The 17,219-nt window shown below is 66.9% G+C and carries 19 protein-coding genes; 9 read left to right on the top strand and 10 right to left on the bottom strand.

Annotation, left to right across the window (positions count from 1 at the left end; translation table 11 throughout):
• Positions 1 to 41: 41 nt before the first annotated feature.
• From SMD10_RS06260 to SMD10_RS06250, 3 genes are read right to left on the bottom strand one after another with little or no spacing between them, the layout of a single operon-like run.
• A complete protein-coding gene (locus SMD10_RS06260) occupies positions 42 to 344 on the bottom strand; it encodes an urease subunit gamma (protein WP_331684807.1) in 303 nt (100 codons plus the stop codon).
• A 24-nt stretch (positions 345 to 368) separates the two neighbouring features.
• On the bottom strand, positions 369 to 1,196 hold the full coding sequence (locus SMD10_RS06255; protein ID WP_331684806.1) for an urease accessory protein UreD: 828 nt from the start codon (positions 1,194 to 1,196) through the stop codon (positions 369 to 371).
• On the bottom strand, positions 1,186 to 1,680 hold the full coding sequence (locus SMD10_RS06250; RefSeq protein ID WP_331684805.1) for a YbjN domain-containing protein: 495 nt from the start codon (positions 1,678 to 1,680) through the stop codon (positions 1,186 to 1,188). The genes SMD10_RS06255 and SMD10_RS06250 overlap by 11 nt, the downstream gene beginning before the upstream one ends.
• Positions 1,681 to 1,978: 298 nt before the next feature.
• Here SMD10_RS06250 and SMD10_RS06245 point away from each other — a divergent pair, with 298 nt between their 5' ends.
• The gene (locus tag SMD10_RS06245; RefSeq protein WP_331684803.1) at positions 1,979 to 2,998 is read left to right on the top strand and encodes a hydantoinase/oxoprolinase family protein; all 1,020 of its coding nucleotides are present in this window, start codon (positions 1,979 to 1,981) and stop codon (positions 2,996 to 2,998) included.
• A 43-nt stretch (positions 2,999 to 3,041) separates the two neighbouring features.
• Here SMD10_RS06245 and SMD10_RS06240 read toward each other — a convergent pair whose 3' ends face one another.
• The 3 genes from SMD10_RS06240 to SMD10_RS06230 all read right to left on the bottom strand — a co-directional run bounded on the left by SMD10_RS06240 (position 3,042) and on the right by SMD10_RS06230 (position 5,963).
• The gene (locus SMD10_RS06240) at positions 3,042 to 3,926 is read right to left on the bottom strand and encodes a polysaccharide deacetylase family protein (protein ID WP_331684802.1); all 885 of its coding nucleotides are present in this window, start codon (positions 3,924 to 3,926) and stop codon (positions 3,042 to 3,044) included.
• A gap of 155 nt (positions 3,927 to 4,081) precedes the next feature.
• Positions 4,082 to 4,708 carry an amino acid kinase family protein gene (locus SMD10_RS06235; protein ID WP_331684800.1) on the bottom strand — a complete coding sequence of 209 codons (627 nt, stop codon included), beginning with the start codon at positions 4,706 to 4,708 and terminating at the stop codon, positions 4,082 to 4,084.
• A gap of 241 nt (positions 4,709 to 4,949) precedes the next feature.
• Positions 4,950 to 5,963, bottom strand: coding sequence for a dihydroneopterin aldolase (locus SMD10_RS06230; protein ID WP_331684799.1), 1,014 nt, complete (start codon positions 5,961 to 5,963; stop codon positions 4,950 to 4,952).
• Positions 5,964 to 6,155: 192 nt separating this feature from the next.
• Between SMD10_RS06230 and purU the strand changes: the two genes are divergently transcribed.
• Together purU and ggt are read left to right on the top strand one after the other, a co-directional pair.
• On the top strand, positions 6,156 to 7,010 hold the full coding sequence (gene purU / locus SMD10_RS06225; protein ID WP_331684798.1) for a formyltetrahydrofolate deformylase: 855 nt from the start codon (positions 6,156 to 6,158) through the stop codon (positions 7,008 to 7,010).
• A gap of 150 nt (positions 7,011 to 7,160) precedes the next feature.
• The gene (ggt, locus tag SMD10_RS06220) at positions 7,161 to 8,900 is read left to right on the top strand and encodes a gamma-glutamyltransferase (RefSeq protein ID WP_331684913.1); all 1,740 of its coding nucleotides are present in this window, start codon (positions 7,161 to 7,163) and stop codon (positions 8,898 to 8,900) included.
• Between the two features lie 8 nt (positions 8,901 to 8,908).
• On the opposite strand, the gene SMD10_RS06215 is transcribed toward ggt, so the two are convergent.
• Positions 8,909 to 9,898 (bottom strand): Ldh family oxidoreductase, encoded by a 990-nt coding sequence (locus tag SMD10_RS06215; protein WP_331684797.1) that lies wholly within the window; start codon positions 9,896 to 9,898, stop codon positions 8,909 to 8,911.
• A gap of 191 nt (positions 9,899 to 10,089) precedes the next feature.
• Here SMD10_RS06215 and SMD10_RS06210 point away from each other — a divergent pair, with 191 nt between their 5' ends.
• The 4 genes from SMD10_RS06210 to SMD10_RS06195 all read left to right on the top strand — a co-directional run bounded on the left by SMD10_RS06210 (position 10,090) and on the right by SMD10_RS06195 (position 13,272).
• Positions 10,090 to 10,338 (top strand): Lrp/AsnC family transcriptional regulator, encoded by a 249-nt coding sequence (locus SMD10_RS06210; RefSeq protein WP_331684796.1) that lies wholly within the window; start codon positions 10,090 to 10,092, stop codon positions 10,336 to 10,338.
• Between the two features lie 218 nt (positions 10,339 to 10,556).
• A complete protein-coding gene (locus tag SMD10_RS06205; RefSeq protein WP_331684795.1) occupies positions 10,557 to 12,089 on the top strand; it encodes a YifB family Mg chelatase-like AAA ATPase in 1,533 nt (510 codons plus the stop codon).
• Between the two features lie 23 nt (positions 12,090 to 12,112).
• Positions 12,113 to 12,430: a nucleoside triphosphate pyrophosphohydrolase family protein gene (locus SMD10_RS06200; protein ID WP_331684794.1), complete on the top strand. Its 318-nt coding sequence runs from the start codon at positions 12,113 to 12,115 to the stop codon at positions 12,428 to 12,430.
• A 170-nt stretch (positions 12,431 to 12,600) separates the two neighbouring features.
• Positions 12,601 to 13,272 carry a class I SAM-dependent methyltransferase gene (locus SMD10_RS06195; RefSeq protein ID WP_331684793.1) on the top strand — a complete coding sequence of 224 codons (672 nt, stop codon included), beginning with the start codon at positions 12,601 to 12,603 and terminating at the stop codon, positions 13,270 to 13,272.
• Here SMD10_RS06195 and SMD10_RS06190 read toward each other — a convergent pair.
• The gene (locus SMD10_RS06190; protein ID WP_331684792.1) at positions 13,267 to 13,962 is read right to left on the bottom strand and encodes a glutathione S-transferase family protein; all 696 of its coding nucleotides are present in this window, start codon (positions 13,960 to 13,962) and stop codon (positions 13,267 to 13,269) included. The two genes, SMD10_RS06195 and SMD10_RS06190, sit on opposite strands and share 6 nt — an antisense overlap.
• A 50-nt stretch (positions 13,963 to 14,012) precedes the next feature.
• Entirely contained in the window at positions 14,013 to 15,011 is a 999-nt protein-coding gene (locus tag SMD10_RS06185) for an adenosine kinase (RefSeq protein ID WP_331684791.1), read from the bottom strand.
• 130 nt (positions 15,012 to 15,141) lie between these two features.
• Here SMD10_RS06185 and SMD10_RS06180 point away from each other — a divergent pair, with 130 nt between their 5' ends.
• The gene (locus SMD10_RS06180) at positions 15,142 to 15,903 is read left to right on the top strand and encodes a sulfate transporter family protein (protein ID WP_331684790.1); all 762 of its coding nucleotides are present in this window, start codon (positions 15,142 to 15,144) and stop codon (positions 15,901 to 15,903) included.
• Here the strand turns inward: SMD10_RS06180 and nth are convergent.
• Positions 15,848 to 16,696 carry an endonuclease III gene (nth, locus tag SMD10_RS06175; protein WP_432757193.1) on the bottom strand — a complete coding sequence of 283 codons (849 nt, stop codon included), beginning with the start codon at positions 16,694 to 16,696 and terminating at the stop codon, positions 15,848 to 15,850. The genes SMD10_RS06180 and nth overlap by 56 nt on opposite strands.
• Between nth and SMD10_RS06170 the strand changes: the two genes are divergently transcribed.
• The gene (locus tag SMD10_RS06170) at positions 16,695 to 17,189 is read left to right on the top strand and encodes a DUF2244 domain-containing protein (protein WP_331684788.1); all 495 of its coding nucleotides are present in this window, start codon (positions 16,695 to 16,697) and stop codon (positions 17,187 to 17,189) included. The genes nth and SMD10_RS06170 overlap by 2 nt on opposite strands.
• The last annotated feature ends 30 nt before the right edge of the window (positions 17,190 to 17,219 follow it).

Here is a 17,219-nt window from a genome sequence, read left to right as displayed (position 1 = left end):
CGGCCGCCGCGTGCGACGAGCCGATCGAGCCGCGTCGGGCGCTACCGGATCGGTTCGTGCACGGTGACGAGCTTGGTGCCGTCGGGAAAGGTCGCTTCCACCTGGACGTCGTGGATCATCTCGGCGATGCCCTCCATGACCTGATCGCGGCCGATCACATGGGCGCCGGCCTCCATCAGGTCGGCGACGGGACGTCCGTCTCGCGCGCCCTCGACGACGAAATCGGTGATTAGGGCGATGGCCTCGGGATGGTTGAGCTTGACGCCGCGCGCGAGCCGCTTGCGCGCCACCTCGGCCGCCATGGCGACGAGAAGTTTGTCCTTTTCGCGGGGCGTCAGCTGCATGGCGGTCGATCCTTCGGTTTCAGCTCAGCTCGACCATACCCGTGGAAGGGCGTCCTTCGCCAGGGTCGAAAGCAGCGGCATGAGCCTCTTTCGCAGCCGAAAGCCGCTCGCGGCAGTCAGCCGGACCACGATCAGGCCGGAAAAGGCGCTGGCGGCGCCGGCCTCTCCGACGACGGCGCGGATCTCGTCGAGCCTCTCGGCGCCGCCGTCGTCCTGATAGAGCACCGTCGCGAAGGCTCGCGCGCCAGCCAATGTCGCGCCCCGCGCCGCCAGCGATGCGATATCGCCTTCGAGCCGAAGGTCGTCGGCAAAGACGAGGCGGCCGTCCCTCGTGATCCGCCAACGATCCGCGATGAGGCCGGAACGGACCACTTCGCCCATGGTCTCGCGGCCCAGGATGATGCTTTCGACCAGGAGAAGCCGGCTCGAACCGGCGCAGTGGACCTCCAATTTGCGCGCGAGGCGACCGCCGTCGAACAGGATGGTTTCCTGCGGCAGCCAGGCAAGGGAGGCGTTCGACGCGACCGAAGCCGTGGTGGCGACCTCGGCGCGGTCGGCCGCGGCGCGATAGACGCGCTCGCAGGCCTGCGTCGTGATGGCGAGGCTGGTGCCTTCGGCCGCCTCGAACGCCTGGTTCAGGCGGTCGCCGCCGGTCAGTCCGCCGGAGGTGTTGATCAGCACCGCCTCGGCAGCGGCCTGAGGCAGGCGCGGGAAACGCAGTTTCAGGCAGCCGGCCTGATACAGCCTGTCGATCCGGGTGGTTTCCCCAACGAGACGAACCGCCGCCCGCGCGGTGCCCCGGGCCCGCTGCAGCGGCTCTGCTAGGGGATCTTTCAGCGCGCTAGAGGTCAAGCAGATGCACGTCGTCGCCTTGATCGCTGTTGCCCTCGGACGCCAGGACCTCGGTCACGAAGGCGCCCAGGCCGATCGACCACCAGTCCAGCGAGTCGTCGAAACTGGCGATGGTGACGCCGTAGCGCAGATTGACGTCCATCTCCAGGACCGGATCGCCGGCTTCGTCGATATAGGCCTTGCTGAAGCGGCGTTCCCGATTCCAGGCATTGATCGTCTCCGGGTCGACCGAGACGTCGCTCCACGCGGCGTAGAAGCGCACGCTCTTGCACGCGCCGTCGTCGCAGTCTTCCGGAAAGATGGCGTAGAGAGTGCCGTCGATCCGGCCCCGCACATAGGCGTCCTCGCCGCTGGTCACGGTCGCGGAGCCATAGCCGCGCGCCATGTTGGCGATCTGGTCGAGGTCGGCGGTCTGGATCAGATCCGCCGCGTCGAGCGGCCCGGCGAGCATCAGCAACAAAGGCAAGGTCAGCACGGTGCGCATAGCATCACTCCTGTGCATCGGGCGTCGGGCGCGGCGGCCACCATGGCCGGCATGAGGAAACCTAGAACCAAGCCGTGATTTGAAAAGATTGGGACCGTATCGGATGCCCGGCATCCGCTGCGATAAGCTTCGGTTCGGCTCGGATCCATTCGCGCGAGCGACGCCGCCGCCCCGCTTCGGATCGTCGATTCCAGATCGATACACCCGGTCGCGACAGAGAAGTTCAATTTCCGTATAGTCGCCGTCATTCGGTCAGTCGATCGGTGCGATCGCACGGCCATGCAAGTCGGTAAGGACGATGGCGAGAACGTTGGGATGGGATGTCGGCGGGGCGCATGTGAGAGCGGCGCTCGCCAATGATGGCCGCGTCGTGAAGATCTGGCAGAAGCCGACCCCCGTGGGCCGGGATCTGACGCCGCTGGAGGAGGCACTCGAAGCGATTTTGGAGGATGCCGGCGCCGTCGACCGCCATACGGTGACGATGACCGGCGAGACGGCGGACAGCTTTTCCGACCGCAAGGAGGGGGTGGAGCGGCTGAGCCAGGTGCTGCATACCCGCCTGGGCGACAATTTGTATCTCTATGCCGGGCGCTCGGGTTGGATCACCGGCCGTTCGATCGGCGATCAGGGCGAGGACATCGCCTCCGCCAGCTGGCACGCCAGCGCCAACCTGGCCGCCGAGGCGATGGAAGCCGCTCTCTTCATCGACATGGGGTCGTCGAACACTGACATCGTGCCGATTGCCGAAGGGAGCCTCCGGGCGGCCGGCTATACGGAGACGGAACGGCTGGTCTCGGGCGAACTCGTGCCTCAAGGCTACATGCGCACGCCGCTGATGGCGGTCGCCGATACCGTGCCCTTCGGCGGCCGGCCGACGCCCGTGCTGGCCGAGGGCTTTGCCACCATGGAAGATGTCCAGCGGCTGCTGGGGTCTTTCGAGGTCGACGAGGATCGGGATGCCGACGAGGCGCTCGAAGCGATCGAGGCCTCGCGCGCCCGGCTTGCCCGCATGATCGGCATGGATGTCGGCGACGCTTCGGACACGGCCTGGATGTCGCTGGCCGCTGCCTTCGCCGAGGCTCAGCTCCGCCATATCCACGATGCGGTGCTCCTGGTCCTGTCGAGATGCGACGTGAGCAAGGACGCGCCGATCGTGGTGGCCGGCGTCGGCCGGCCGGTGCTGCGCCGTCTGGCAGCGCGGCTGGAGCGCGGCATCGTCGATTTCGGCGACTTGATGGACTGCTCGGCCGAGCTGCGTGACGCGGTCTGTCTGGCGGCTCCCGCCGTCGCGGTCACGCTGTTGGGCGACAAGGCCTGATCCGGATCGACACCCTTTCGAAATGGAGGGACCTGGCCGAAACCTAGCTTCCAGCCGCCTCGCTGCCGGATCGGCGTGCGGACAGGAGCAGGCGCCGCGGATCGAGGGGGGCGCCGGGGACCAGGGTCACCACCTTGTAGCCGCGCGCCTGAAGCGCATCGAGAAAGGCAGGCAGCATCGCGGCCGTGCGCTGATGAATGTCGTGCATCAGGATGACGCCGCGGCCTTTGGCCTCCAGGCGCGCCAGGGCCCGCTCCTTGACCGCCGCAGGACTGCTGACGAAGTAATCCTTGGAATCGATGTCGGGATCGATCACGACGACGCCCTTGGCCGCCAGGGTTCGCCGGAGCGCCGGCGTGTCGGCGAGATAGGGAAACCGGAAGAATGGGGCCGGCTGGGCACGAAGCGGAACCAGGGCGGCGGCGACGCTTTTCCGCCCCTGTTCGATCTCCTGCATCGACCGCTCCAGGCTCATCGCGGCGAGATTGGCATGATGTTCGGTATGGGTGCCGATCGTGTGGCCGTGCGCGGCCACCTGGCGGACGAGATCGGGATGGTAGCGCGCCATTTCTCCGACCATCAGAAATGTCGCCTTCACGCCGTGCGCGTCCAGGGCATCGAGAATCTTCGGGGTCTTGCCGGGCATCGGACCGTCGTCGAAGGTGAGGACGACCTCGTGGTCTTGAAGCGCAATGTCCTCGATGTCGTCGACGACGATCGTTCGGCCGGTCAGTGCCGTTCGGCGGTCGCCGAAATAGGGTCCGGCGATGCGCCGGGCGCCTGCGATATCGGATCCCGTGAAGGCCAGAAGCGGCACGTCGTTCTCCTCGGCGGCGCGGTTTGCCGACTGCAAGAGGGGATGACGCGCACAGCCGGCGATAGCCATCGCGCTCAACGCGACGGCAAGGATGGTGCGAGCGAACGGCATGACCAAGCCTCCTGATTCGAGCCCGGTCACTATGAATTTGTTAAGGTTAACGAAATGCTACCAAAAGCTGTATCAGAGCGATCGGCACGTCGGGTGACGTGCATGAGCTCTTGTTCGCTCCGCGCCGCAGAAAAGGTCCTGTCGGCGACGTCGATTCACGAGTAGTTGGGGCCGCGAGCGATCGGGCGCCCCGGCAAAATCCCTTCCGCGAAGCGCCGGCCTGCGCCGGACAGATCGAACGGGCCGGCGATATACACCTCCGTCTCGGGCGCCAGCATGCGCATGAACGCCTCGTCGATGATCTCGGCGCCGCGCAGCGCGTCCAGCGTGCTGTTTTCCGGCACCGGCAATTGCTTGATCAAAAGCACCTGACGACAGCCGAGTCGGGCCGCCAGCCAGGCCGAAAGCGCGTCGGCGGTGACAGACCAGCTTTTTTCGATATCGGGATGCTGTGACAGCATCTCGTAGGGCATCCAGACCGGGATCGAGCCGCCGGCGATGGCACTCGCGAACGAGTCTTCCGAGTTGGCCGGAACCATGCGCCGACCGAGGCTGACGAGCGCGTGGCCGAACTGCTCCATGGCCAGGATCGCCATCTGGTGGGCAGCTTCCTCGCTATAGCCCATCTTGTACTTGTTGTGCCGGACGGCGTCTGCGAACGGCCCGCCTCCCGGCACCAGGATCGCCGGCACCGAAACCCGCTCGATCGCCTCGATCCAGCGCGCCAGGTCGCGCAAGACCGTTGCGCTGCCGCCGAACTTCATCACCAACACATCTTCCATCGACACTGACCGTCATTCTCATGGATTTGGGGCGATCGGCATGCGCGCTCGACTTCGCAACGCCGCCCGGCCAAGCGGTGGAGACTTCGCGCCGGGGTGAAACGCTGCGTGAAGTTCTGACCGAACCCGCTCCGCCTGGCAAGAAGGGTGAGGACAGCCTAACCCGTCATCGGTTTCGAAAAAACCATCATCTCGACTGTGTGTTCGAGGTTCTTTGCGGCCATGGCGGTTCGAAGACCTTTCATCCGAGCCGATCGGTCCGGGTTCGGCGGATTTCGACGCCGACCGCGGCGGGACCGAGTTCCAGCTTTTCGACACGAACGGTCACTCCCTCGACGCGCGGGTCGGTGAGCACGAGCGCCGCGAGGTCCTCCGCGAGCGTCTCCACCAAGGCCGTGTGCGCCCGTGCGGCCAGAACGCGAATCCCGTCGGTGATGACGTCGTAGGAGAAGACGTCCTCCATGGCCGACGGCATCCGGGAGGGCCGGAAGACGTCCGCCTCGACCGAAAAGCGAACTTTCTGCGCGGCCTTTTCTTCAAAGCCATAGGCACCGACCCGCATATCCACGACATGGTCGCGCACGAACACCCGGTCCGTCGCCCCGTCGCTTGCGGCGCGACTAAAATCGACTTCATTGCGGCGCACAAGGCGACGCATCGTCGCCAGTGCCTCAGGCTCGAAGGGGTTCGCCGGCTGGCCGGCCCAGTGGCCGGAAAAGGCAATGACGTCGGGCGCCAGGGCCAGGAAGCGCGGCACGTCCGGCGGCTCCAGTCCGCCGGCAAGCCCGCTTGTGAGGCCGACGCTTCGGCAGGTTTCGACGAAGGCGGCCAAGGCGGATATCGGCAGGACCGACAGAAGTCGCTGCTCGTCTGCCGTGTCCAGAAGGGCTCCGGCAAAACCGGCCTCGCGCAACGCCCGAAGGATGGCCCAATCGGGCTCGGTGACCACCGGCAACCGGGCGATCGCGCCCGGACCCTGCGAATCGGCCAGCGACCGGATCAGGTCGTGGGACGTGGCCGCTCCCGGCCCGACATCGACGACCGAAGCGTCGGCTTTGCGGCCTTCGCCGGCGTCGGCCATGCGCTCGGTCGAGAGCCAGAGCCGGCCACGACCGATGTCGGCGACGATCGCCGCCAGCACGCCGGGCTCGGCCTCTCCGTCCGGCAGGTTTCGCAACCAGATGCCCTGCGCGCCCGCCGTCAAAGCGTCGGCGGCCTCCGCTGAATTATGGACGGTGACGAAGAGCTCGGTCATGCATCCTTGGATTTCACGTGAAACGGAGGCGCCTGGACCAAGTCTCGGCGACCGCGAACGGCTTGGCGTCGATTATGGCCGGTCGGCGGGCTACCGCCAAGCATTGTGCGACGGCATCCTGCATGTTTTCCGCTTGCGTGCCGCCGCGCCACCATGACAGACAGCCTCAACCGTAAGCGAGGGCTCCAGGTCTTGAGCACCAGAAACTTCATCCTCACCCTGTCCTGTGTCGACCGGCCCGGCATCGTGGCCGCGGTGACCACGGTTCTCGCGTCGCTCGGCGGCAACATCGCCGAGTCGAGCCAGTTCTGGGACCGCCAGACAGATCGCTTCTTCATGCGCATCGCCTTCATGGCGCCCGAAGCGCTGAAGCGCGAAGACATCGAGCGCGAACTGCAATCTGCCGTAGCGCGTTTCGATATGAAGACGGCGCTCGTCGACCAGGACCGGCGACCGCGAATCGTCGTCATGGTGTCGAAGTTCGACCACGCGCTGGAGCATCTGCTCTACCAGATCCGCGTCGGTTGGCTCAGGGCCGATGTCGTCGCCATCGTCTCCAACCACGAGGCGGCGCGTCCCGTCGCGCAGGCGCACGGCCTGCGGTTCGAGCATTGGCCGGTCGCGCCCGCGACCAAGAAGGACCAGGAGGCGCGGCTTCTCGATCTGGTGACGGCCGAGAGTGCCGATCTGGTGGTGCTGGCGCGCTACATGCAGGTGCTGTCCGACGACCTGTCGAACCGCCTGTTCGGGCGGGTCATCAACATCCACCACTCGTTCCTGCCGAGCTTCAAGGGCGCTCGGCCCTATCACCAGGCGCACGAACGCGGCGTCAAGCTGATCGGCGCGACGGCGCACTACGTCACCGCCGATCTCGACGAGGGCCCGATCATCGAGCAGGAAACCGAGCGCGTCACCCATGCCATGAGCGCGAGCGATCTCGTGGCGGCCGGGCGGGATGTCGAGGCTCGCGTGCTGGCCCGCGCCGTGAAGCTGCATCTGGAGAGCCGCGTCATGCTCAACGGTCGCAAGACCGTGGTGTTCGGCTGAGCCTGCCATCGGCGCGGTGAGCGCATTGCCTCTTCCCGGTTGCGCTCCGATCGCCTAGCCTGCGCTTTTCCGACAAGGGAGGATGCGCAGATGACGTGGCTGCGGGCATTCAAGGGCACCGACCACACAAGGGGCGGAATTCACGCCGTCATGGCTGGGGCCGCCACGGCGCTCTGGCTTGTTGCTGCACCGGCCTGGGCACAGCAGGCGGCCGATGCGGTTCAGCCCGAAAGCGCGTCGGGCGCCGCGGAGCGGACCCTCGCCAAGGCCGAGCGGCAGATGGTCGCCGCCGCCAATCCGCTCGCTGCGGAGGCGGGACTCGCCATCCTGCGCGACGGTGGCAACGCCATCGACGCCATGGTGACCGTCCAGCTCGTCCTCGGTCTGGTCGAGCCGCAATCCTCCGGCCTCGGCGGCGGCTCCTTCCTGGTCTATTACGATGCCGAGGAGGGGCGGCTCACCACCTTCGACGGGCGCGAGACGGCGCCGCGCGACGCCACGCCGCAACTGTTTCAGGATGCTTCCGGCGAGCCTCTGGAGTTCTACGACGCCGTCGTCGGGGGCCGATCGGTCGGCACGCCGGGCACGCTGAAGCTGATGGCCGAGACCCATGCCCGCTACGGGCAATTGGCCTGGCGCCGGGTGGTCCAGCCGGCGATCGAGCTGGCCGAAAAGGGCTTCGAGGTGTCGCCGCGCCTGCACGATCTGATCGTCGAGGACGGCGAGCGCCTGAAGACCTACGACGGACCGAGCGCCTATTTCTTCTTGGACGGCCAGCCGCTGCCGGTCGGCCATCTGCTGAAGAACCAGGCCTACGCCGACACGCTGAAGGCGATCGCCACGGATGGCGCCGAGGCCTTCTACGAAGGGCCGATCGCTCAGGCGATCGTCGATACGGTTCATGGCGCTGGGGACAATCCCGGCAGGCTGTCGCTCGCCGATCTTGCTTCCTATCAGGTGGTCGAGCGCGAGCCGGTCTGCGTCGACTATCGCGAAGCGGAGGTCTGCGGCATGGGGCCGCCCTCCTCCGGTGCGCTGACCGTCGGCCAGATCCTCGGCCTGATCGAGCCTTATGACATCGGTGCGATGGGAGCCGAGAGCGCCGAGGCTTGGCGGCTGATCGGCGACGCCTCGCGCCTCGCCTTTGCCGACCGGGGCCGCTACATGGCCGACATCGATTTCGTGCCCATGCCGCTGAAAGGGCTGACCGACAAGGCCTATATCGCCGAACGGGCGAAGCTTATCGGCGGCGACGCGGCGCTCGCCGAGGACGAGGTCGTCGCCGGCACACCGCCCTGGGACCACGCCATGCTGTGGGGCGACGACCAGGCGTTGGAACTGCCCTGCACCAGCCACTTCTCGATCGTCGATGCCGACGGCAATGTCGTCTCCATCACCACGACGATCGAAAACGGCTTCGGCTCGCGGCTGATGACGAACGGCTTTCTCTTGAACAACGAGCTGACCGACTTCTCCTTCGCCACGCAGGAGGACGGACGGCCCGTCGCCAACCGCGTGGAGCCGGGCAAGCGGCCGCGCTCCTCCATGTCGCCGACCATCGTGATGAAGGACGGCAAGCCATGGATCGCCATCGGCTCGCCCGGCGGCAGCCGCATCATCGGCTATGTCGCCGAGGCGCTGATCGCGCTCATCGACTGGAACATGGACGTGCAGGAGGCGGTCTCGCTGCCGCATCTGGTCAACCGCTTCGGCCCATTCGACCTGGAGGCCGGCACCAGCGCCGAGGATCTCGCCGGGCCGCTGGCGGAGGCCGGGTTCGAGACCAATGTCACAGATCTTGATTCCGGCCTGCACGGCATCGTCATTACGGCCGGCGGCCTGGAGGGCGGTGCCGATCCGAGGCGCGAGGGCGTCGCGATCGGCGACTGACCGGGCCGCTAGAGACCCCGGATCGTCGCCAGCACGTCGTCCTCGATGTCGATTCCCTGCGTCTCCGCCTGGCGCCGAAGCTCCTGGCCGCGGCGTCCGGGGATGCGCGCGCCCTCCTGGGCGGCGACGGCCGCCGCCATCGCGGCCAGACGCTCGACCGCGCCCGGTCCGCCGATCCGCTCGGGGTCGAGTGCCAGGATTAGATGGCCAAGCGCCGGCGCCGATCCTTCGGCGTCGAGCAGCGAGTCGGCTTCGAATCCGAATTGCGCGCCGGTCACCCCGGCCGCGAGCATTTCGACCATCAGCGCCAGGGCCGCACCCTTGGCGTCGCCCATCGGCGCCATCGTGCCGGCGATCGCCGCGTCGGGATCGGTGGTGGGATTGCCGTCCCTGTCGAAGGCCCAGCCCTCGGGGATCGGCACGCCCTTCTGCCGCGCCGCCATGACCTTGCCGCGCGCCACCTTGGAGAGCGAGAGGTCGACCACCACCGGGTCGCCGTGCGCCACCGGCGCGGCGAAGGCGAGCGGGTTGGTGCCGAACAGCGGCAGGCGACCGCCCCAGGGCGCCATGGCGGCCGGGGCGTTCGCCACCATCAGCGCCACGAGGCCGACCTGGGCGAACCGTTCGACCGTCAACCCCAGGACGCCGGCATGATGCGACCGCCGGATCGCGGCGACCGCCACGCCCTGTTCGCGCACCAGCGCCGGCAGTTCGCCAACGGCGAGGTCGAGCGCCGGGTAGGCGAAGCCGTAATGGGCGTCGATCCGCAGCACGCCCGGCGCGATCCGCTCAAAGCTCGGACCGGCGCGGCCATCCACCTTGCCCGCCGACACCTGGGCGGCATAGATCACCACACGGCGCAGCCCGTGGCCGGACTGGCCGGCGGCCTCGGCGTTGACCAGGGCCGCCGCGACGGATCGGGCGGCGGCCGGCGCCGTGCCGACACGCTCCAGCGCCGCGCCGACGAGCGCCTCGGCATCGGCCAGCGATAGTCTCATGGAGGGATCCTTTCGAATGGGCGGGAGCAGCGCGCGAGATGTCGCGTGTTGCGAGCCTTAGCACAAACATCCGCAGACGGTTGACGGCCGCGCCGCGCCGCTTCAAACCTGCGCCCAGCTTTTTTGCCCGGCCTGCAACCGTGATCCGGTGGCCCGCACGCCGGCGCACCATCAACGCGAGGAAACCGTCGATGAAGCCGATCTTCGTTCAGTTCAAATGCCGGCCCGGACAGGCCTATCAGGTCGCCGACACTCTGGTCGAAACCGTCGAGGAAATCTCCGAGGTCTATTCCACTTCGGGCCATTACGACCTGATCGCCAAGTTCTACCTGGACGACGGGCAGGACATCGGCCGCTTCGTCACCGAGAGACTGCAGCCGATGGACGGAGTGGCCGACACGTTCACGCTCGTCGCCTTCAAGGCCTTCGGCCGAACCTGATCGCAGGGTTCCCGGCTGCGGCTCGGGAGTGGTTCACGTCGGTGCCGCCCGCCGGAATCCGCTCCAGACCGGCCGGCGTCATTGACGAAAATCGTGCTGGTTGCAGAGCTTAAGCCAATTGGCCGGCTTTGTTCCTTTAATGTTCTTGTTTTATCCTCGATCCTAAGTTACGCTTCTTGGAACATCGGTCGTGGTGGACCGCCAAAGGGAGCGTGGACATGGTGGCTCGAGCCCGAACGGTTGCCTTTCACGGCGTGGACGCGGTTCCTGTCGACGTCCAGGTGATGGTCGCGCCGGGCAAGATGGGCATGCAGATCGTCGGCCTGCCGGACAAGGCCGTGGCCGAGAGCCGGGATCGCGTGCAGGCGGCGCTCCACGCCTCCGGCTTGGCCATGCCGCCGAAGAAGGTCACGGTCAATCTCGCTCCCGCGGACTTGCCCAAGGAGGGTAGCCATTTCGACCTGCCGATCGCGCTCGGCCTGATGGCGGCGCTCGGCGCGATTCCATCGGACGCGCTGCAGGGCTTCGTGGTGCTCGGCGAATTGTCGCTGGACGGCATGATCGCCCCGGTGGCGGGCGTGCTGCCGGCTGCGATGGCGGCCAACGCCGCCGATTGCGGGCTGATCTGTCCGGCCGATTGCGGTTCCGAAGCCGCCTGGGCGGATAGCGAAATGCCGATCGTCGCCGCGCGCAGCCTGATCCAGATCGCCAACCATTTTCGCGGGACACAGGTCATCGCGCGCCCCGAGCCGGCCATTCGCTCGTCGGCCGTCGGCCTGCCCGATCTGGCCGACATCAAGGGCCAGACCGTGGCCAAGCGGGCGCTGGAGATCGCGGCTGCGGGCGGCCACAATCTGCTGATGGTCGGCCCGCCGGGCTCCGGCAAGTCGATGCTGGCGCAGCGCCTGCCCTCGATCCTGCCGGCGCTGACGCCGCGCGAACTCCTGGAAGTGTCGATGATCGCCTCGGTGGCCGGCGAGATCGGCGACGGCAAGCTGTCCGACCGCCGACCCTTCCGGGCGCCGCATCATTCGGCCTCGATGGCGGCCATGGTCGGCGGGGGGCTTCGTGCCCGGCCGGGCGAGATGTCGCTCGCCCATCGCGGCGTGCTCTTCCTCGACGAGTTCCCGGAATTCTCGCCCGTCGTGCTCGATTCGCTGCGCCAGCCGTTGGAGACTGGAGAATGTGTGATTGCCCGCGCCAATCACCGGGTGACCTATCCGGCCTCGATCCAGTTGGTGGCGGCCATGAACCCTTGCCGTTGCGGCATGGCGGGCGAACCGGGCCACACCTGCGCCCGCGGCCCGCGTTGCGCAGCCGAGTATCAGGCGCGCATCTCAGGGCCTCTGATGGACCGCATCGACCTGCGCGTCGACGTGCCCGCCGTGACGGCCAGCGATCTGATCCGGCCTGCGCAGGCGGAAAGTTCGGCGGTGGTCAAGGCGCGGGTGGAGCGTGCGCGCGCGCTTCAGTCGCAGCGCTATGAAGCGATGGGCCTGTCGCCGGCGACGGTGAATGCCCAGTGTTCGGCGGCGCTGGTCGAGACAGCGGCGGCGCCGGACGATGCCGGGACCCGGCTCCTGCGCGACGCGGCCGAGCAGATGAAGTTTTCCGCGCGGGCCTATCATCGGATTCTCAAGGTGGCGCGCACGCTCGCCGATCTCGACGGTGCCGAGACCGTCGGTCGGCTGCATCTGGCCGAAGCGATCTCCTACCGCGCAGCCGGAGAGCGGCTGCAGGCGGCGGCCTAAGCGGAAAACAGGAGCGAGCCCGCATGTTGGACAGGCTGAGGCATCAGTTCGAGACGGCGTCGGCGAGCTACGCCGCGAAGAACGATCTGCGGCGCGACGCCGATTGGTTCGTTCTCAAGATGCACGAAGAAATCGGCGAATTGACCCAGGTCTGGAATGCGCTGAGCGGACGTGGCCGCCGACGCGGGCTGGCCGAGGGTCAACTTCGACAGGCGCTGGCTGACGAGACCGCGGATCTGCTCGGTCACGTCCTGCTGTTTGCCGATCGGAATGGCCTTGATCTGTCGTCCGCGATCGAACGGAAATGGCGGTTCAGGCCCGATCTCGATGGCAGCGAATGAGGTCTCGCCGATCCGAACCTGGAGCGGCGGAGTGAAAAGCCGGGATCGAGCGTTTAGGGAAATTGTGGCGTCGCATTGGATTTGTCAGGAACGGGATCCTTTTTGCTCCGATGCTCCAGTCGATCGCAATGACAGCGACATGGCGAAAAGCCGGTTGAACGGAACCATTGATGTCTGAAGGCACCCACCATGGTGGCATCGTGACGATGATACCGAACATTGCAGGCTACGACAGCATCGCGCCCCGCTTCGAGGCCGCCCGGCGCCTCAAGCGCTGGGAATTGCCGTTCTTCGAGGCATTGGCCGGCAGGCTGGCGCCCGGCGCGAAACTGCTCGACTGCGGCTGCGGCACGGGCCACGCCGGCCTGACGTCGATGGTCGAGGCGGGCGTCGAGATCACCGCGCTGGACGGCTCCGCGCCCATGCTGGCACTCTTCGGACGGCGCTACCCGTCGGCGCGAACGGTGCTGAGCGACATGCTCGACTATCGGCCGGACGAGCCGTTCGACGCCATCATCGCCTGGGATAGCTTCTTTTACCTCGACCATGTCGAGCAGGAGCGAATGCTGCGCCGCTTCGCCGAATGGCTGCGGCCGGGCGGCCTGTTACTGCTGACCACCGGCCCGGGCCATTCGACAGTGATCGGTCAGATGTTCGGTGTCGACTTTTCCTATGCGAGTTTTGCCGGCAGCGACTATCGCGCCTTGATGGGGGCGTGTGGTCTCTCGGTCGAGTGGGATCGGTTCGACGAGCCGGGAACGCAGGTCCATCGCGTCTGGCTGGCGCGAAAGGGACCTCTCGCGCCCGCTGCACGGGCTGCGGGCGCGCCGCAGGCCCTATGACGATGCCGGCACGGCCTGGCGCTCGTCGGCGATGATGGTGGCGACGGCGGCGATTTCGGCCTCGTGTCCCGGCTCGCGCCAGGGCTCGGCCATCGCCGCCTCGTACCATTCGCGCATCGCCGGAAATTGCCGCAGCCGTTCCGCATAAGCCGCTGCTTCCGGCGGCAATTCCAGGCCGTAGGTCTGGACGCGATAGGCCACGGGCGCGAAGAAGGCGTCGACGGCGGTAAAATCAGAGCCAGCGAGGAATGGCCCGCCGAATCGCTGCAAGCCCTCCGTCCAGACTTCGCAGAAGCGCGCGATGTCGCGCTGCAAAGCCGGTGTCATCTCCTTGGGTCGTGCCCGCACCCCGCAATTCATGGTGCAGATGGCCCTCAGCGTTCCATAGCCGGCGTGCATCTCGGCGGCGGCCGATCGGGCAAAGGCGCGGGCCGGCGCGTCGGAGGGCCAGACGCCGGGGTGACGCTCGGCGAGATATTCGACGATCGCAAACGAGTCCCAGACCCGGATCTCGCCGTCGTGCAGGCAGGGCACCAGTCCGTTCGGCGAGAAGTGTCGATAGCGCTCGAAGTTCTCTGCTTCGAACGGTACGAGGCGCTCCTCGAACTCGATGCCCAGTGCCTTCATCAGCACCCAGGGCCGCAGCGACCAGGACGAGTAGTTCTTGTTGGCGATGAAGAGTTGGTACATAAAGCCTTCCTCCGGCCGGCGCGGCGCGCCTGAATGCGACAGGCTGCCGATCAGCCCAGGATCGCCTTGACCTCCGGCAGGTCCTTCAACGGACGCTGCGGACGCGGGCCGATCTGCTCGATGATGTGGCCGGCGGCCGCCGCGCCGAGCTGCGCGCTCTTCTCACGGTCGAGCCCGGCGGTGTACCCGCGCAACATGCCCGAAGCGAACAGATCGCCGGCGCCGGTGGTGTCGACCACTTCGGCGATCGCGGTCGCCGGCACGGCCACGCGCTCGTCGCCTTCGACGATGACGCAGCCCCTTTCCGAGCGGGTGACGGCGGCGAAGCGCTTGGTGTCCCGGGCGAGGCGGTCGATTGCCGCGTCGATGTCGTCGACCTCGTAGAGCGCCTTGGCTTCTGCCTCGTTGGCAAAGACGATGTCGACGGTGCCGGTGCGCATCAGCTCCAGGAATTCGGCGCGATAGCGGTCGACGCAGAACGAGTCCGACAGCGTCATCGCTACTTCGCGGCCGTTGGCGTGGGCGATATCGGCCGCCTTGCGGATCGCGTCCTTGGCGCGCGGCGGATCCCACAGATAGCCCTCGAAATAGGTGACCTTGGCGGCGGCCACGAGCGCGTCGTCGATGTCGTCCGGACCCAGCTCCACGCAGGCGCCGAGATAGGTCGACATCGAGCGCTGGCCGTCCGGCGTCACCAGGATCATCGAGCGCGCCGTGGGCGGATCGCCCAGCAGCGGCGTGGTGTCGAAGCGAACGCCGAGAGAGCGGATGTCGTGGGTGAAAATGGCGCCCAGCTGGTCGGAGGAAACCTTGCCGATATAGGCGCCAGTGCCGCCGAGGCTGACAAGACCGGCCACCGTGTTGCCGGCGCTGCCGCCGGAGGTCTCGATGGCCGGGCCCATATGCTCGTAGAGATGCAGGGCACGGTCCGTATCGATTAGGGTCATGGCACCCTTGGCCACGGCCTCGCGTTCCAGAAAGGCGTCGTCGGTCTGGGCAATGATGTCGACGATGGCATTGCCGATCGTCAGCACGTCGTAGTCGGTCATCGGAGCTCCTTCAGCGGCTTTCTGTTCCATAGACCGAAAAGCGCCGCGCTGACCAGTCGCGCGCGACGCGGGTGCGTTGCGATCCAGATCGCGGCTGCCTATTTCCTTTCCTATCGAGAGGATAGCCACGATGATCTTCGCCGCCGCCCGGCTCGCCATTCGGGATCTGTTTTCGCCGCCCTTCCGCTCGGCCTTGTGGAAGTCGCTCGGGCTGACGCTCGCGGTGCTCTTCGCCTTGTGGTTTGCGATCAGCTTCCTGTTCGAAACCTTCGCCATTCCGTTCTTTTCGAGCTTCGCGCCGGATATGCCGGCCTGGCTGGAGAACGCCGAAACCTTCGCGGGCTGGGCGGCCGGATTGCTGCTGGCGATCCTGCTCGCCTTCCTGATCGCGCCGATCAGCGCACTGATCGCGGGCCTGTTCCTCGATGACGTGGCGGAGGAAGTCGAGCGGACCTATCCGGGTGCGCCGCCGGGCCGGTCGATGCCGCTCCTGCCCAGCATCGGCCTGTCCGTGCGCTTTCTGGGCGTCGTCATCCTCGGCAACCTGATCGCCTTTGCGCTGCTTTTGGTGCCGGGGGTCAATCTCATCGCCTTCTTCGCGGTCAACGGCTACCTGCTCGGCCGCGAATATTTCGAGTTTGCGGCGCTGCGCTATCGCGGCGAAGAGGACGCCAAGGCGCTCCGGCACCGCTACGGCACGACCGTGTTCCTGAGCGGTCTGGTGATCGCGGCATTCCTCGCCGTTCCGATCCTTAACCTGCTGACCCCGCTCTTTGCCGCCGCGCTGATGGTGCACCTGCATCAGAGGATCGCGCAGCGCGAGGGCGGGCTGCCGCTCAGGCCGGCGACGCCGATCCCTGCAGTCCGGGCGGCCGCGGCGCGATCGGAGTGATCGGCGCCGGGATGGCGTTGGTCTTTTCGTCGGCCTTGCACAGGTCGGCGATGATGCAGATGCCGCACTCCGGCCGCCGCGCCTTGCACACGTAGCGCCCGTGCAGGATCAGCCAGTGATGCGCATGGAGCAGCGCGTCCTCCGGCACGACCGTCATCAGCCGCGCCTCGACCTCGTCGGGCGTCTTGCCGGGCGCGATCTTCAGCCGGTTGCCGAGCCGAAAGATATGGGTGTCGACGGCAAGTGTCGGCTGGCCGAAGGCGGCGTTGAGGACGACGTTGGCGGTCTTGCGGCCGACGCCGGGCAAGGCCTGCAGCGCCTCGCGCGTCGAGGGCACCTGTCCGCCATGCTCGTCGACAAGGGCCCGGCTCAGCGCGATCACGTTCTTCGCTTTGTTGCGATAGAGCCCGATCGAGCGGATGTGGTCGCGCACGGCGTCTTCGCCGAGCGCCAGCATTTTCTGCGGGCTGTCGGCGATGCGGAAGAGCTCCTTCGTCGCCTTGTTGACGCCGGCGTCGGTTGCCTGTGCCGAGAGCACCACGGCCACGAGCAGCGTGAACGGATTGGTGTGCTCCAGTTCCGGCTTCGGCTCCGGGCGCTGCTCCGCAAAGCGGCGGAACATTTCCGCAATCTGCGCCCTTGAATAGGGAATGCGGCGTTTGACCGCATTGACTTTTGCGATATTTTCTTTGGCGGCGAGCTGCCTTCTCGTGGACGCGGCAGCCGACTTGGGCAGCTTCTCGGACATTGGGTGTCTATAGCGGGCGACGGCGATGAAGGACAGGGAAAGCATGCTTGCGCCGGCTGGCGCGGTTTCGGCCGACGAGCCGATCTTCCAGGCCCTGTTGGTTCCCTATCGCTCGCTCGGCCGGCGCGGCTTTACCATCATGATGCTGGGGGTCGGCCTCGTCAGTCTGGGCTGCGGCCTGCTCTTCGTCCTCCAGGGCGCCTGGCCGATCGTGGGCTTCTTCGGCCTCGATGCATTCCTGATCTGGCTGGCCTTCCGTGCCAATTACCGGGCGGCGGCGGCGCGTGAAGAGGTGGCGGTTTCCCGCTCGCAGCTGTCGATCCGCAAGATCTCGGCCAAGGGTCAGGTGCGCGAGGCCCACTACAATCCGTTCTGGGCGCGGTTCCTGGTCAACCGGCATTCGGAGATCGGGATCACCCGGATGGCCGTCTCCGGCCAAGGACGCTCGACCGATATCGGCGCCTTCCTCAATCCCGACGATCGTGAAAGCTTCGCCACGGCCTTCGGCCGGGCGTTGGCCACCGCAAAGGGCGCCTGACCCGCGCATTTTATGGCTTTTTCGCTCGGG

The sequence above is a fragment of the Consotaella aegiceratis genome (assembly GCF_036541425.1).
GTDB lineage: Bacteria > Pseudomonadota > Alphaproteobacteria > Rhizobiales > Rhizobiaceae > Consotaella > Consotaella aegiceratis.
Note: the sequence above shows the minus strand (reverse complement) of the source record. Positions and strands in the feature narration are given on the sequence as shown.